The sequence below is a fragment of the Flavobacterium sp. 140616W15 genome, assembly GCF_003668995.1.
Classification (GTDB): Bacteria; Bacteroidota; Bacteroidia; order Flavobacteriales; family Flavobacteriaceae; genus Flavobacterium.
In genome coordinates, this window is the sequence record NZ_CP033068.1 from 2,998,300 (window position 1) to 3,012,967 (window position 14,668).

General features: G+C 38.6%; 8 protein-coding genes, 8 tRNA genes, 3 rRNA genes and 1 pseudogene. 13 read left to right on the forward strand and 7 right to left on the reverse strand.

All coding sequences use genetic code 11. The annotated features are described in order from the left end of the window. Window positions 1-29: 29 nt before the first annotated feature. The 3 genes and pseudogenes from EAG11_RS12850 to EAG11_RS12860 all read left to right on the forward strand — a co-directional run bounded on the left by EAG11_RS12850 (window position 30) and on the right by EAG11_RS12860 (window position 2,968). Window positions 30-889, forward strand: a pseudogene (locus tag EAG11_RS12850) (polysaccharide deacetylase family protein). Window positions 890-1,092: 203 nt separating this feature from the next. Then, entirely contained in the window at window positions 1,093-1,941 is an 849-nt protein-coding gene (locus tag EAG11_RS12855) for a transketolase (protein ID WP_129539531.1), read from the forward strand. A gap of 73 nt (window positions 1,942-2,014) precedes the next feature. Continuing rightward, on the forward strand, window positions 2,015-2,968 hold the full coding sequence (locus EAG11_RS12860) for a transketolase family protein (protein ID WP_017498449.1): 954 nt from the start codon (window positions 2,015-2,017) through the stop codon (window positions 2,966-2,968). A 546-nt stretch (window positions 2,969-3,514) separates the two neighbouring features. On the opposite strand, the gene rrf is transcribed toward EAG11_RS12860, so the two are convergent. The 6 genes from rrf to EAG11_RS12890 form a co-directional block, all read right to left on the reverse strand. After that, window positions 3,515-3,624, reverse strand: a 5S ribosomal RNA gene (gene rrf, locus EAG11_RS12865). A 145-nt stretch (window positions 3,625-3,769) separates the two neighbouring features. Continuing rightward, a 23S ribosomal RNA gene (locus EAG11_RS12870) occupies window positions 3,770-6,653 on the reverse strand. Window positions 6,654-6,787: 134 nt separating this feature from the next. Beyond that, window positions 6,788-6,861: transfer RNA gene (locus tag EAG11_RS12875), tRNA-Ala, on the reverse strand. Between the two features lie 87 nt (window positions 6,862-6,948). Then, window positions 6,949-7,022 (reverse strand) — tRNA-Ile (locus tag EAG11_RS12880). Between the two features lie 123 nt (window positions 7,023-7,145). Then, window positions 7,146-8,659: ribosomal RNA gene (locus EAG11_RS12885) — 16S ribosomal RNA — on the reverse strand. The 16S, 23S and 5S rRNA genes sit together here with 2 tRNA genes alongside, the layout of an rRNA operon. An 842-nt stretch (window positions 8,660-9,501) precedes the next feature. Beyond that, window positions 9,502-10,509 carry an FKBP-type peptidyl-prolyl cis-trans isomerase gene (locus tag EAG11_RS12890; RefSeq protein ID WP_129539532.1) on the reverse strand — a complete coding sequence of 336 codons (1,008 nt, stop codon included), beginning with the start codon at window positions 10,507-10,509 and terminating at the stop codon, window positions 9,502-9,504. A 79-nt stretch (window positions 10,510-10,588) separates the two neighbouring features. Here EAG11_RS12890 and EAG11_RS12895 point away from each other — a divergent pair, with 79 nt between their 5' ends. Both EAG11_RS12895 and EAG11_RS12900 read left to right on the forward strand, forming a co-directional pair. Next, a complete protein-coding gene (locus tag EAG11_RS12895; protein ID WP_129539533.1) occupies window positions 10,589-10,981 on the forward strand; it encodes an RNA-binding S4 domain-containing protein in 393 nt (130 codons plus the stop codon). Between the two features lie 47 nt (window positions 10,982-11,028). After that, window positions 11,029-11,529, forward strand: a complete 501-nt coding sequence (locus EAG11_RS12900; protein ID WP_129539534.1) for a phosphoribosyltransferase domain-containing protein — start codon at window positions 11,029-11,031, stop codon at window positions 11,527-11,529. On the opposite strand, the gene EAG11_RS12905 is transcribed toward EAG11_RS12900, so the two are convergent. After that, the gene (locus EAG11_RS12905) at window positions 11,521-12,039 is read right to left on the reverse strand and encodes a shikimate kinase (protein WP_129539535.1); all 519 of its coding nucleotides are present in this window, start codon (window positions 12,037-12,039) and stop codon (window positions 11,521-11,523) included. The two genes, EAG11_RS12900 and EAG11_RS12905, sit on opposite strands and share 9 nt — an antisense overlap. Window positions 12,040-12,166: 127 nt before the next feature. Here EAG11_RS12905 and EAG11_RS12910 point away from each other — a divergent pair. The 8 genes from EAG11_RS12910 to EAG11_RS12945 all read left to right on the forward strand — a co-directional run bounded on the left by EAG11_RS12910 (window position 12,167) and on the right by EAG11_RS12945 (window position 14,606). Further along, a tRNA-Lys gene (locus EAG11_RS12910) sits at window positions 12,167-12,239 on the forward strand. A 40-nt stretch (window positions 12,240-12,279) separates the two neighbouring features. Next, a tRNA-Lys gene (locus tag EAG11_RS12915) sits at window positions 12,280-12,352 on the forward strand. Between the two features lie 39 nt (window positions 12,353-12,391). Beyond that, a tRNA-Leu gene (locus EAG11_RS12920) sits at window positions 12,392-12,474 on the forward strand. A gap of 39 nt (window positions 12,475-12,513) precedes the next feature. Further along, a tRNA-Lys gene (locus EAG11_RS12925) sits at window positions 12,514-12,586 on the forward strand. Window positions 12,587-12,629: 43 nt separating this feature from the next. Continuing rightward, window positions 12,630-12,702, forward strand: a tRNA-Lys gene (locus tag EAG11_RS12930). 40 nt (window positions 12,703-12,742) lie between these two features. Next, window positions 12,743-12,815: transfer RNA gene (locus tag EAG11_RS12935), tRNA-Lys, on the forward strand. A 187-nt stretch (window positions 12,816-13,002) separates the two neighbouring features. Continuing rightward, complete coding sequence (locus tag EAG11_RS12940; protein WP_129539536.1) at window positions 13,003-13,503, forward strand: tetratricopeptide repeat protein; 501 nt, start codon at window positions 13,003-13,005, stop codon at window positions 13,501-13,503. A gap of 140 nt (window positions 13,504-13,643) precedes the next feature. Then, the gene (locus tag EAG11_RS12945) at window positions 13,644-14,606 is read left to right on the forward strand and encodes an ion channel (RefSeq protein ID WP_129539537.1); all 963 of its coding nucleotides are present in this window, start codon (window positions 13,644-13,646) and stop codon (window positions 14,604-14,606) included. Window positions 14,607-14,668: the final 62 nt, after the last annotated feature.

Sequence of the window (14,668 nt, forward strand, 5' to 3'; positions counted from 1 at the left end):
TGAATACAAACAATCAAAGATTAACCCGAATGAATTTATCACAAAAACTAGGATATCCAGAAAACAGTAAACTATTAATCATACATGCTGATGATGCTGGATTATCCCATTCAGAAAATAGAGCAACAATACAAGCACTACAAAACGGAATGATAAACTCCTATAGTATCATGGTACCTTGTCCGTGGTTTTATGAAATGGCAAACTTCGCAAAAGACAATCCACAATTTGATAACGGAATCCATTTAACACTTACCTGCGAATGGGAAAATTATAAATTTGGACCAATATTACCCGTTAATGAAATACCAACATTGATAGACCAAAATGGTTACTTCTACAAAACTAGGCTTGACTTAATCAATAATGCAAAACCAGAAGAAGTAAAAAAGAACTTCGTGCTCAAATCGAAAGAGCATTGCAATTCGGGCTACAACCTACGCATCTTGATTCACATATGTGCAGTATAGGCGTATCACCAGAGTTTTTGGAAATATATAAAGAGTTAGGAAAAGAGTACAATTTACCTGTTTTCATCAACAAACAATTTGTAGAATCGATAAGCCTATCTAATAAAAAATACAACTATGAGCATACTATTTTAGCAGATAATCTTCTTATCGGAAACTTTGCCGACTTTGAAAAAGGTAAACTGAAAGAATCTTATGAAAAATATTTAGATAACATAAAACCAGGATTTAACGTTTTCTTACTTCATCCCGCATTCGACGACAATGAAATGCAAGGTATTACAAAAAACCATCCTAATTTCGGCTCAGAGTGGAGACAAATAGACTTTGATTATTTCAGTAGTGAAGAATGCAAGCATAAATTAAAAGAAAACAACATACAATTAATCACTTGGAAGGAAATTCAAGCAATTAAATAATTCGCTAATTTAAGCATAAAAAAAACAACGATTAATACTTCTTAGTCATAAGAACTTTAGATAATTATAGATTCGAAAACTAAAAAGAAAATTATCTAATCGCTAAATTATACAATTCTCTAATTACCACATTTCCTTTAAAATCATTTGCCTTAACACCAAATAAAAATTACATTTGCAATAGTTTAACTTTTACACATAAAATGAAGCCTAACACACAACAATTAAGCGATTTAACTATCCAAGTAAGAAGAGATATTCTTCGAATGGTACATGCAGTCAACTCAGGTCACCCAGGTGGATCCTTAGGTTGTACTGAATTTTTGGTATCACTATACCAAAATATCATGGACCGCAAAGAAGGTTTTGATATGGACGGAATCGGAGAAGATCTTTTCTTCCTTTCAAATGGTCATATTTCTCCAGTATTTTATAGCGTTTTAGCAAGAAGCGGTTATTTTCCAGTTTCAGAACTAGCAACATTTAGATTGCTAAACTCTCGTTTACAAGGTCACCCTACAACTCACGAAGGATTACCAGGAGTACGTATTGCTTCAGGTTCATTAGGACAAGGATTATCTGTAGGAATTGGAGCTGCACAGGCCAAAAAACTAAACAAAGACAATCATATTGTTTATACACTACATGGTGATGGAGAATTACAAGAAGGACAAAACTGGGAAGCTATCATGTATGCTTCTGCTAAAAAAGTAGATAACCTAATTGCAACTATTGACCTTAACGGAAAACAAATCGACGGAACTACAGACGAAGTACTAGCAATGGGAAGCATTCGTGCTAAATTTGAAGCTTTTGATTGGGATGTTATAGATATTAAAGAAGGAAACAACATCGATGCTATATTAGCTGGTATGGCAGATGCTAAATCAAGAACTGGAAAAGGAAAACCAGTTTGTGTTTTACTACATACAGAAATGGGTAACGGTGTAGATTTTATGATGCATACACATGCTTGGCATGGTAAAGCACCAAATAACGACCAATTAGCTAATGCATTAGCTCAAAACATTTCAACTTTAGCAGATTATTAAAAAAGTATTATACTTTTCATAATAAGCTTTATGCCTATTATCTACAAAGTACATTACTTATAGCAACAAAAAAATGAAAAAATACACAAATACAGGAAGTAAAGATACTCGTTCAGGTTTTGGAGCGGGAATGACTGAATTAGGTCAGAAAAACGAAAATGTTGTTGCATTATGCGCTGATTTAATTGGTTCATTAAAATTTGATGATTTCAAAAAAAATCACCCAGAGCGTTTTTTCCAAATCGGAATTGCTGAAGCAAACATGATCGGAATTGCAGCAGGTTTAACAATTGGAGGTAAAATTCCTTTCACAGGAACTTTCGCTAACTTTTCTACAGGAAGAGTTTATGACCAAATCCGTCAATCTGTAGCTTACTCAGATAAAAACGTAAAAATTTGTGCATCTCACGCAGGATTAACTCTTGGAGAAGATGGTGCTACACACCAAATATTAGAAGATATTGGCTTAATGAAAATGTTACCAGGGATGACTGTAATCAACACTTGTGATTACAATCAAACTAAAGCTGCAACACTTGCATTAGCTGATCACCATGGACCAGCATATTTACGTTTCGGACGTCCAGTTGTACCAAACTTCACACCTGCTGACGAGCCATTCGTAATTGGAAAAGCAATTTTACTAAACGAAGGAACTGATGTAACTATTGTTGCTACAGGACATTTAGTTTGGGAAGCACTTATTGCAGCAGAAGCATTAGAAGCAAAAGGAATCTCTGCCGAGGTAATTAACATTCACACAATCAAACCTCTTGATGAAGAAGCAATATTAAAATCTTTAGCTAAAACAAAATGTGTTGTTACTGCTGAAGAGCATAACATCCTTGGAGGTCTAGGAGAAAGTGTTTCTAGAGTATTAGCATTAAACAATCCAGCTCCACAAGAATTTGTAGCAGTTAATGACAGTTTCGGAGAATCTGGTACTCCTGAGCAATTAATGGAAAAATACAAACTAAACAATCAAGCGATTGTTGAAGCTGTAGAAAGAGTTATCAAAAGAAAATAATTTCTTTTATAATATAAAATCAAAACCTGCTCAATCGAGCAGGTTTTTTTATGCTTATATATGAGATAAGATTTTATTTGACTTATTCAAGTAACCTCTTTACAGATATTTCTATTACTTATTTTAAGCCTTTGTCTTTAATCATAGTAATAAAAACGATAAATTATAAAGCTAGTCAAAATTATCACTTATAAGCTTTAATATACACTCCATTCAAAACAACAATAGAATAACTATCCAAAAGCTTGTTCGATAACGCTTATAAATCTATTTCAAATTATTTTATTTTACGAAATTGCACTAAGAATATAGAGGAATTCTTTTTTATTAAGTTACATCATTAGTTCTTAACCAAGGCGCAAAACTCTCTTTATACATAATAATTTTTACCGCAAAGAGCACAAAGGATTACACAAAGGCTAGCAAAGTCATTAAACTTTGCGAACCTTTGCTCCCGATAGCTATCGGGATTGCGTTTAACTCTTTATGTTTAAAAAGTTTCGAACAAAAAAAAATCCTCATCAAATTCATGATGAGGATTCTAAAGAAAGGCGACGACATACTCTCCCACATAACTGCAGTACCATCTGCGCAGGCGGGCTTAACTACTCTGTTCGGGATGGGAAGAGGTGAGCCCCGCCGCAATAACCACCTTAAGGTCGTTAGTTGCTTTAGGCAACTTTTGTAATAAAAATTAACAATTGATAATTGATAATTACAATAATATCTTAACACACTGAGATAAAGAAAAAATAATTTTTTAGAAAGTTTCTCCCCCCGACTTGCATCGGGGGAAAAGGCGTACATAAGCTTACGGATTATTAGTACTACTCGACTATGACATTACTGCCTTTACATCTATAGCCTATCAACGTGGTCATCTCCCACGATCCTTAAAAGAAATCTCATCTTGTGGTGGGTTTCGCGCTTATATGCTTTCAGCGCTTATCCCTTCCAAACGTAGCTACTCTGCGGTGCTCCTGGCGGAACAACAGATACACTAGAGGTTTGTCCAATTCGGTCCTCTCGTACTAGAATCAGATCCACTCAAATTTCTTGCGCCCACAGTAGATAGAGACCGAACTGTCTCACGACGTTCTGAACCCAGCTCGCGTGCCACTTTAATGGGCGAACAGCCCAACCCTTGGGACCTTCTCCAGCCCCAGGATGTGACGAGCCGACATCGAGGTGCCAAACCCCCCCGTCGATATGAGCTCTTGGGGGAGATCAGCCTGTTATCCCCGGCGTACCTTTTATCCTTTGAGCGATGGCCCTTCCATGCGGAACCACCGGATCACTATGCTCTACTTTCGTACCTGATCGACCTGTATGTCTCTCAGTCAAGCTCCCTTATGCCATTGCACTCTACGCACGGTTACCAAGCGTACTGAGGGAACCTTTAGAAGCCTCCGTTACTCTTTTGGAGGCGACCACCCCAGTCAAACTACCCACCAAGCAATGTCCCCCGCATAACGGGGTTAGGCCTCAGATAAACAAAGGGTTGTATTTCAACAATGACTCCACAACGCCTAGCGACGCCACTTCACAGTCTCCAACCTATCCTACACATCATTTATCCAAGGTCAATACTAAGCTATAGTAAAGGTGCACAGGGTCTTTTCGTCCCACTGCGGGTAAGCGGCATCTTCACCGCTACTACAATTTCACCGAGCTCATGGCTGAGACAGTGTCCAGATCGTTACACCATTCGTGCAGGTCGGAACTTACCCGACAAGGAATTTCGCTACCTTAGGACCGTTATAGTTACGGCCGCCGTTTACTGGGGCTTCAATTCAATGCTTCTCCGAAGATAACATCTCCTCTTAACCTTCCAGCACCGGGCAGGTGTCAGGCCCTATACTTCATCTTACGATTTTGCAGAGCCCTGTGTTTTTGATAAACAGTCGCCTGGACCTCTTCACTGCGGCCAGCATTGCTGCTGGCGACCTTTCTCCCGAAGTTACAGGTCTATTTTGCCTAATTCCTTAGCCATGAATCTCTCGAGCACCTTAGGATTCTCTCCTCAACTACCTGTGTCGGTTTACGGTACTGGTACTAATTACCTGAAGTTTAGAGGTTTTTCTTGGAAGCCCTTAGGCGCACTATCTCTTCAACCGAAGTCTCCGAGTACTATCGTATTTCCCCAAAATCTGTGGATTTGCCTGCAGATCTTATAGGTAGGTACTTCAACGAACTATTCCGTCAGTTCGCGGCGCTTTCATCACTCCGTCACCCCATCACAGTAATTAGTAGTACGGGAATATTAACCCGTTAGCCATCGACTGTCCCTTTCGGGTTCGCCTTAGGACCAGACTAACCCACAGCTGATTAGCATAGCTGTGGAAACCTTAGTTTTTCGGTGTGCGGGTTTCTCGCCCGCATTATCGTTACTTATGCCTACATTTTCTTTTCTAACCAGTCCAGCATGCCTTACGACACACCTTCAACCCTGTTAGAATGCTCCCCTACCACTTAGAGTAAACTCTAAATCCATAGCTTCGGTAATATGTTTATGCCCGATTATTATCCATGCTCGTCCGCTCGACTAGTGAGCTGTTACGCACTCTTTAAATGAATGGCTGCTTCCAAGCCAACATCCTAGCTGTCTGGGCAGACAAACCTCGTTCTTTCAACTTAACATATATTTGGGGACCTTAGCTGATGGTCTGGGTTCTTTCCCTCTCGGACTTGGACCTTAGCACCCAAGCCCTCACTGTTGTGAAACATTATATAGCATTCGGAGTTTGTCAGGAATTGGTAGGCGGTGAAGCCCCCGCATCCAATCAGTAGCTCTACCTCTATATAACTTTATGCACAACGCTGCACCTAAATGCATTTCGGGGAGTACGAGCTATTTCCGAGTTTGATTGGCCTTTCACCCCTACCCACAGGTCATCCGAAGACTTTTCAACGTCAACCGGTTCGGTCCTCCACTGTGTGTTACCACAGCTTCAACCTGCCCATGGGTAGATCACACGGTTTCGCGTCTAACACTACTGACTAAAGCGCCCTATTCAGACTCGCTTTCGCTACGGATCCGTGGCTTAACCACTTATCCTTGCCAGCAACGTTAACTCGTAGGCTCATTATGCAAAAGGCACGCCGTCACCCCACGAAAGGGCTCCGACCGCTTGTAAGCGTATGGTTTCAGGATCTATTTCACTCCGTTATTCACGGTTCTTTTCACCTTTCCCTCACGGTACTGGTTCACTATCGGTCTCTCAGGAGTATTTAGCCTTAGCGGATGGTCCCGCCAAATTCAGACAGGGTTTCACGTGCCCCGCCCTACTCAGGATACCACTATCATTTACACTCATTACCTATACGGGACTATCACCCTCTGTGGTTCTACTTTCCAGTAGATTCTAATTCTTTGCGCAACAAATATCGTGGTCCTACAACCCCAACATTGCCGTAACAACATTGGTTTGGGCTAATCCGCGTTCGCTCGCCACTACTTACGGAATCACTTTTGTTTTCTTCTCCTCCGCCTACTTAGATGTTTCAGTTCAGCGGGTTTGCCCACCTATCGGTGTACTATGTCTTCAACATAGTGGGTTGCCCCATTCAGGTATCTACGGATCAATTCGTGTGTGCCGATCCCCGTAGCTTTTCGCAGCTTATCACGCCTTTCATCGCCTCTGAGAGCCAAGGCATCCCCCATACGCCCTTATTTTGCTTATTGTACCAATCATAAATTAATATGACCGTTTTTTTTTGTTTTTATTATCGCTAATAAAAACGCTTTCTACTTTTTATTATTTTCTTATCTCAATATGTCAATGAACTTTTATCGCACCCAATTAAGGGATTGATCTGTGGAGAATAACGGAGTCGAACCGTTGACCTCCTGCGTGCAAGGCAGGCGCTCTAGCCAGCTGAGCTAATCCCCCATTTTTAAAATGATGATGAATTATGAGTTATGAATTCGCTCATAAATGCTCAACTTCTAAAATTTCCTTTTATTTAAGTTTAAATAGTAGTCCCGGGCAGACTCGAACTGCCGACCCCTACATTATCAGTGTAGTACTCTAACCAGCTGAGCTACGAGACTCTGTTTTTACTTAAATTTATTATTTGAACTAACAGCAGAGTAATATAATCTTTAGAGATGAACCTTTAAAATCTTTCGTCTTCTTTCCCTAACGTGCATTACTGCTAACATATAGGGCTCTAGAAAGGAGGTGTTCCAGCCGCACCTTCCGGTACGGCTACCTTGTTACGACTTAGCCCTAGTTACCAGTTTTACCCTAGGCAGCTCCTTGCGGTCACCGACTTCAGGCACCCCCAGCTTCCATGGCTTGACGGGCGGTGTGTACAAGGCCCGGGAACGTATTCACCGGATCATGGCTGATATCCGATTACTAGCGATTCCAGCTTCACGGAGTCGAGTTGCAGACTCCGATCCGAACTGTGACCGGTTTTATAGATTCGCTCCTGGTCGCCCAGTGGCTGCTCTCTGTACCGGCCATTGTAGCACGTGTGTAGCCCAAGGCGTAAGGGCCGTGATGATTTGACGTCATCCCCACCTTCCTCACAGTTTGCACTGGCAGTCTTGTTAGAGTTCCCGACATGACTCGCTGGCAACTAACAACAGGGGTTGCGCTCGTTATAGGACTTAACCTGACACCTCACGGCACGAGCTGACGACAACCATGCAGCACCTTGTAATTTGTCTTGCGAAAAATCTGTTTCCAAATCGGTCAAACTACATTTAAGCCTTGGTAAGGTTCCTCGCGTATCATCGAATTAAACCACATGCTCCACCGCTTGTGCGGGCCCCCGTCAATTCCTTTGAGTTTCATTCTTGCGAACGTACTCCCCAGGTGGGATACTTATCACTTTCGCTTAGCCACTGAGATTGCTCCCAACAGCTAGTATCCATCGTTTACGGCGTGGACTACCAGGGTATCTAATCCTGTTCGCTACCCACGCTTTCGTCCATCAGCGTCAATCAATTAGTAGTAACCTGCCTTCGCAATTGGTATTCCATGTAATCTCTAAGCATTTCACCGCTACACTACATATTCTAGTTACTTCCTAATAATTCAAGTTTAACAGTATCAATGGCCGTTCCACCGTTGAGCGATGGGCTTTCACCACTGACTTATTAAACCGCCTACGGACCCTTTAAACCCAATGATTCCGGATAACGCTTGGATCCTCCGTATTACCGCGGCTGCTGGCACGGAGTTAGCCGATCCTTATTCTTACAGTACCGTCAAGCTGGTTCACGAACCAGGGTTTCTTCCTGTATAAAAGCAGTTTACAATCCATAGGACCGTCATCCTGCACGCGGCATGGCTGGATCAGGCTTGCGCCCATTGTCCAATATTCCTCACTGCTGCCTCCCGTAGGAGTCTGGTCCGTGTCTCAGTACCAGTGTGGGGGATCTCCCTCTCAGGACCCCTACCCATCGTAGCCTTGGTAAGCCGTTACCTTACCAACTAGCTAATGGGACGCATGCTCATCTTTTACCGTTGTGACTTTAATTATAAAATGATGCCATTTCATAATACTATGAGGTATTAATCCAAATTTCTCTGGGCTATCCCTCTGTAAAAGGTAGATTGCATACGCGTTACGCACCCGTGCGCCGGTCTCTACTTCCGAAGAAGCATACCCCTCGACTTGCATGTGTTAAGCCTGCCGCTAGCGTTCATCCTGAGCCAGGATCAAACTCTTCATCGTATATTTTTTATATTATATTGCGACTTCAGATTCTATCGGTTATATTCAAATCTTGCGATTCTATTACTCTTTATTCTTTGTTTCGAAATCTCTTTCGAAACGGCTGTCAATTCAATATGTCTAAGAACTTGTCTACTTATTTTGTTCGCTTGTTTCTCAAAGCGGGTGCAAAAGTAATGAACTCCTTTTTAACTGGCAAGATTTTTTTGAAGTTTTTTTAGAAACTTTCGCTTCCGTTTTCTTCGTTTTTCTTAGCAGTATTTCAAGGAACTTCCGTTGTTTTGCGGGGTACAAATGTAACTTTCGTTTTCCAAACTCACAAGCTTTTTTTAATCTTTTTTTTAGAAACTTTCGTTTCTAAATCCGATTGTTTTGCTTGCCAGTGTATCAGTGAACGTCTTGTTTGTTGCGGGTGCAAAACTACCACCTTTTTATAGATAAACAATACTTTTCGATTGCATTTTTGGGTTTATTTTACGTTTATTTCTTAACACATTGATAACTCACATCTTACTGCTTCGGTGTTTTTGGGTTTTCTAAGATTTTTCTACTTGCTAAACTCTTCTTCTCTTGTTTTTGCTCGGTTTTGCTGGGATTTCGGGTTCTTGTTTCTCGCAGATTTGGCTGATTCAGCAGATTTAGAACTCCCTAACCCTGATAAAAGAGGAAATCCTTAGCCTTTTTCCTTTAAAAAAGGTAAGATTGGAGCGGATAGCAGGAAAGTGCTCCCGAAAAAACTTCTCTTATATATTAATAACAGAATATTACTCCTATTATACTAGGATACAAAAAAAAAGCGGCTACTATATATAGTAGCCGCTTAAATATTTTTCGCATCCTGATTACTTACTACCAGGATAACAAGAAGGATCTAAATAATTTTTCTTTCCTGAAGGAGTACAGACTGGAATAGAATCAAACGGATAAGGCTTACCTGTACTCGGGTCTTTAATTTCAACTTTCGTTGCGATATAATCCCCATCATCATCGACATCCAAGAAGTCAGGGATTCCATCTTTATCTGTATCATCTATATTAACAAGTGGAGGCACTGGATAATTAAATGCATTTCTAAAATCATACATATAACCATCATTATCATGATCTTCTTTCCAATCAGGAATACCATCCCCATCATGATCTAATCTTTTAATCCCATACAATTTAAAACTAAAAACCAATGGAGCATATGAAGGAATCACATCTTTACCCGTAGCATAATAAGCTAACCTAGAAGGTAAAAACATTACTCCAGCCCCAAAATTCTCATATCTCACCGAACCATCATTATTTAACGAAGACGTCCCTTCTTTGAATTGAGGAAAAATCTCACCCCATCCTGCTATAATTCCTGTACCATATAATTCAAAAAAGTCTTGAGGAAATTTCTCACCTGGAAAATCAGTTGACTTAACAAAAGTACCAACACCCCCTTCATTAGCGACTCTCTCCAAGTATTTACCCGTGTAAGATGTAAAAACAGCATCTGTATTTGCTGGAGAATCACCCACACCTTTTCTTAAAACTAAAAAGTAAGTTTTATGAAGAACACCACTAAGACTAACTTCTCTATATTTAAGCTCATAAGTCTTCTGTTCCCAAATAGATTTTTGAACACCACCTGGAGGAATCGCAGTAATAGTAACATCCTGATCATCTGGAAAACCCGCATGATCTACAACTGTAATATAATTAGCTTTTAAATAATCTTCAATATCAGCAAGTTCAGTAGCATATTGGACTGCATAATCTCTTAAAGGCACAACTTCACTATTATTATCACTTTTAGAACAAGAAAACAAAGAGAGTGACACAACTGTTAATATAAAATAATATTTAATTTTGTTCATTATTATTGATTTTTTAGGTGCGCAAGATACAATATTGATTTATTTTTGTAAACAATTTAACTCCGATTTTTGAAAATTTATGAGAATAGATAAATACCTATGGTGCGTGCGTTATTATAAGACTCGAAATCTGGTCACCGAGGCATGCAAAAAGAACCATGTCACAGTAAATGGACAAGTAGCGAAACCTTCAAAGGAGGTTTTTCCGACTGACAAAATTACATTTCGAAAAGATCAAATTACTCAAATTATAACTGTACTAGACATCCCTGAAAATAGGGTTGGCGCAAAACTTGTTGACATATACAGAAAGAACGAAACTCCTGCTGAAGCATATGCTCATTTGGAATTACTAAAACTATCCAAAGAACATTACCGAAAAAACGGAACAGGAAGACCAACCAAAAAGGATCGTAGGGATATTGATGAATTTGGAAACGACATCACTAACGACGAAGACGAAACTGAATAACACCTTAACCAGACACACTTAATTTTATTATTTTAAAAAAAACTACAATGAGCAAAAACATCATCTTAACGAATCAAGAAATCGAACATAAAATTAAACGGATTGCCTACCAAATATATGAAACTTTTGTAGAGGATGATGAAATTGTAATTGCTGGCATCGCATCTAACGGCTTTATATTCGCTAAGAAACTAGCAATAGCACTAGAATCTATTTCTTCTATTAAAGTATCTCTTTGCGAAGTACAGATAAACAAACAAAAACCCGAATCCCCTATAAACACATCTCTAACTAAAGAGCAATACGCCAACAAAGGATTAGTTCTTGTAGATGACGTATTAAACTCAGGAACCACATTAATATATGCTGTTCGTCATTTCCTAGATGTTCCACTAAAAAAATTCAAAACTGCCGTACTAGTTGACAGAAATCACAAGAAATACCCTGTAAAAGCTGACTTTAAAGGAATATCTCTTTCAACATCTTTATTAGAACACGTACAAGTTGTATTTGACGACAACAATAACAATTATGCCTTCTTAAGCTAAAAGCTCAAGAATATCAGAAATCGTTTCATCTATAGTCTTCTCATCTACACTCACCTTATACTTGGCTTGATTGTAATAAAAACTTCTTTCAAAAAGATGTGTAGCTATAAACTCTCTCATCTCCTCCTCATTTTTATCAGCAATAAGTGGGCGTTTACTCTTATTATGAAGTAAACGTCCATATAATGTATCGATAGACGCTTTTAAATAAATAGAAATCACCCCTTCTTTATTCAATAATTCATGATTATTAGCATAACATGGAGTCCCTCCTCCTAAGCCTATAATAATTTCTTCGGGAGATTGGAGCAATTCTACAAATGTTTCATGCTCTAATTTCCTAAAATAAATCTCTCCATGCTTATCAAAAATCTCATTTATGGTTAAATTAACCTTATTTTCGATGCATTTGTCTAAATCCAAAAAAGGAATTTCTGTGATTTTCGATAATTTCTGAGCAATTGTTGACTTACCGCAACCCATATACCCTAACAATACAATTTTTTTCATACTAATAAAACCTTATAAACTAAGCCATTGGAATTTTTTCCAAAAAAAAGACAAATTTATAATAAAAATGCTTGGAAACTTCGAAAATAACTCCTTATATTTGCACCCGCATTCAAGGAAAGAATATGACTCGATAGCTCAGTTGGTAGAGCACATCACTTTTAATGATGGGGTCCTGGGTTCGAGCCCCAGTCGGGTCACAAGATTCGTGATCAAATATAAAACTTTCCTTGATAGCAAGACTCGATAGCTCAGTTGGTAGAGCACATCACTTTTAATGATGGGGTCCTGGGTTCGAGCCCCAGTCGGGTCACAGAAGGTTGAGTAAACTCTTACTTGGCCTTTTTTTTTTGGCCACGTGGAGAAACGGTAGACTTGCCATCTTGAGGGGGTGGTGCTCGAAAGGGCGTGTGGGTTCAAATCCCACCGTGGTCACAAAATTTGTGATCAAATATAATAATTTATTGAAATAATGACTCGATAGCTCAGTTGGTAGAGCACATCACTTTTAATGATGGGGTCCTGGGTTCGAGCCCCAGTCGGGTCACAAATTTTATACATACATACACTACTATTGCATTGATAGTAATGACTCGATAGCTCAGTTGGTAGAGCACATCACTTTTAATGATGGGGTCCTGGGTTCGAGCCCCAGTCGGGTCACAAATTTTGTGATTAAACAGAATATAGCAATGTCAATAACGACTCGATAGCTCAGTTGGTAGAGCACATCACTTTTAATGATGGGGTCCTGGGTTCGAGCCCCAGTCGGGTCACAAAGGGTCAAGTAATTTTTACTTGACCCTTTTTTAGCTTTATAGAAATCTTAAAGAGATAAATCTCAATTAAAAATCAAAATTAGCTAAAAACAAAAAAGAGAGAATACCAAATAATACTTTCTTTTTTCCCATAATAAACAACCCAAAATCACGTTAAACAATCTAAACCTACTAATTATTTTTCATGAAACAATCATTACTTATTTTATTATTTTTAGCAACTAGCATATGCTGGAGCCAATCTGGATCTGATTATTTTGACCAAGCCATAAGAAAAGCCGAAAACGGAAATACAAAAGGCGCAATAGCTGATTATAATAAAGCTATTAAACTAAAAGCAAACTTTACTGAAGCATATCAGAACAGAGGTGTTGCCAAACTAAAACTAAACGACACCAAGGGAGCTCTTTCCGACTTTAACAAAACTATTGAATTAGACCCTATGAATGCAGATGCTTTTACTGGAAGAGCTAATGTAAATTACAAATTAAAAGACTTTCAAGCAGCCATTAAAGACTGCACTTCTTCGATTGCTTTAAATCCTAAAGACTACATAGCCTATAACTTAAGAGGCACTTGTTACACCCAAATCCAAGACAAGAAAAATGCCTGTAAAGATTTTACCAAAGCAATAGAATTAGGTAGCAGAAGCGCTAGCAAAAACAAAGCTACTTTCTGCAAATAAAAAATCACTAAGAAGCACCCAACTTTTCTTTTCACAAAGCAAGAGTTGGGTGTTTTTTTTGTATCCTAACTTATCCTTATATTTGATAGGATATTCGGCGGTCAATTTAATTTAGTTCAAACTTATTCGATATAAAAAATATGTCAATATTAAAAAAGATAAATACTAAAGCCGAAACCGATAAGAACTCAGGTTTTGGAACTAACTCTAACAATTACGGAGGCCGTTTTGTAAATAAGGATGGCTCTCCAAATATTGAAAAACGAGGAATGCATTTACTACGTCGCATTAGCTGGTACCACACTATGATCGATATGCCCACATGGAAGTTTATGCTTATTTTATTTTCCTTTTATATCGCTATCAATTTTATTTTTGCGATTGCCTATTATGCAATTGGCATTGAACACCTAGACGGAATTGTTACATCTCAAAGCGGATGGTCAAAATTCGGACAAGCTTATTTTTTTAGCGCACAAACCTTCACAACCGTAGGCTACGGACATATCAGCCCTACAGGATTCCTAACAAGCTCTCTATCTGCAGCTGAAGCATTAATAGGATTATTGAGCTTTGCTATTGCAACTGGACTATTTTTTGGTAGATTTAGCAGACCAACTGCATTTCTTAAATTCTCTCATAATGCTTTAATTAGCCCTTACGGAGATCACAAAGCTTTGATGATTCGCCTTGTTCCTTTTAAAAATACAAACTTTACTGATGCAGAAGCAAAAATCACTTTAGGAATAACCGTTGAAGAAAACACCATAAAGACTAATAAATTTTATTCTCTAGAATTAGAATTAAAACAAATAAATGCCCTTACACTAAGCTGGACATTAGTCCATCCTATAACAGAAAAAAGCCCTTTATATAAATTCACAAAAGATGACTTCTCCTCTATTCATGGAGAAATATTGGTATTCATTAAAACATTTGATGACACGTATAGCAATACTGTAGCAGCAAGAACTTCTTACACCTTCAAAGAGGTTATATACGGAGCTAAATTTATCCCAATGTACAATCGAAATAGAGATAACACCAAAACTATATTACATTTAGACAAACTCAACTCTCATCAGGCTGTTAATCTTGAATAGACTAAAAATGATAAATTTCTAATTTTAAGCATATTTATAGAAATTAAACTAAATTTGTTTAT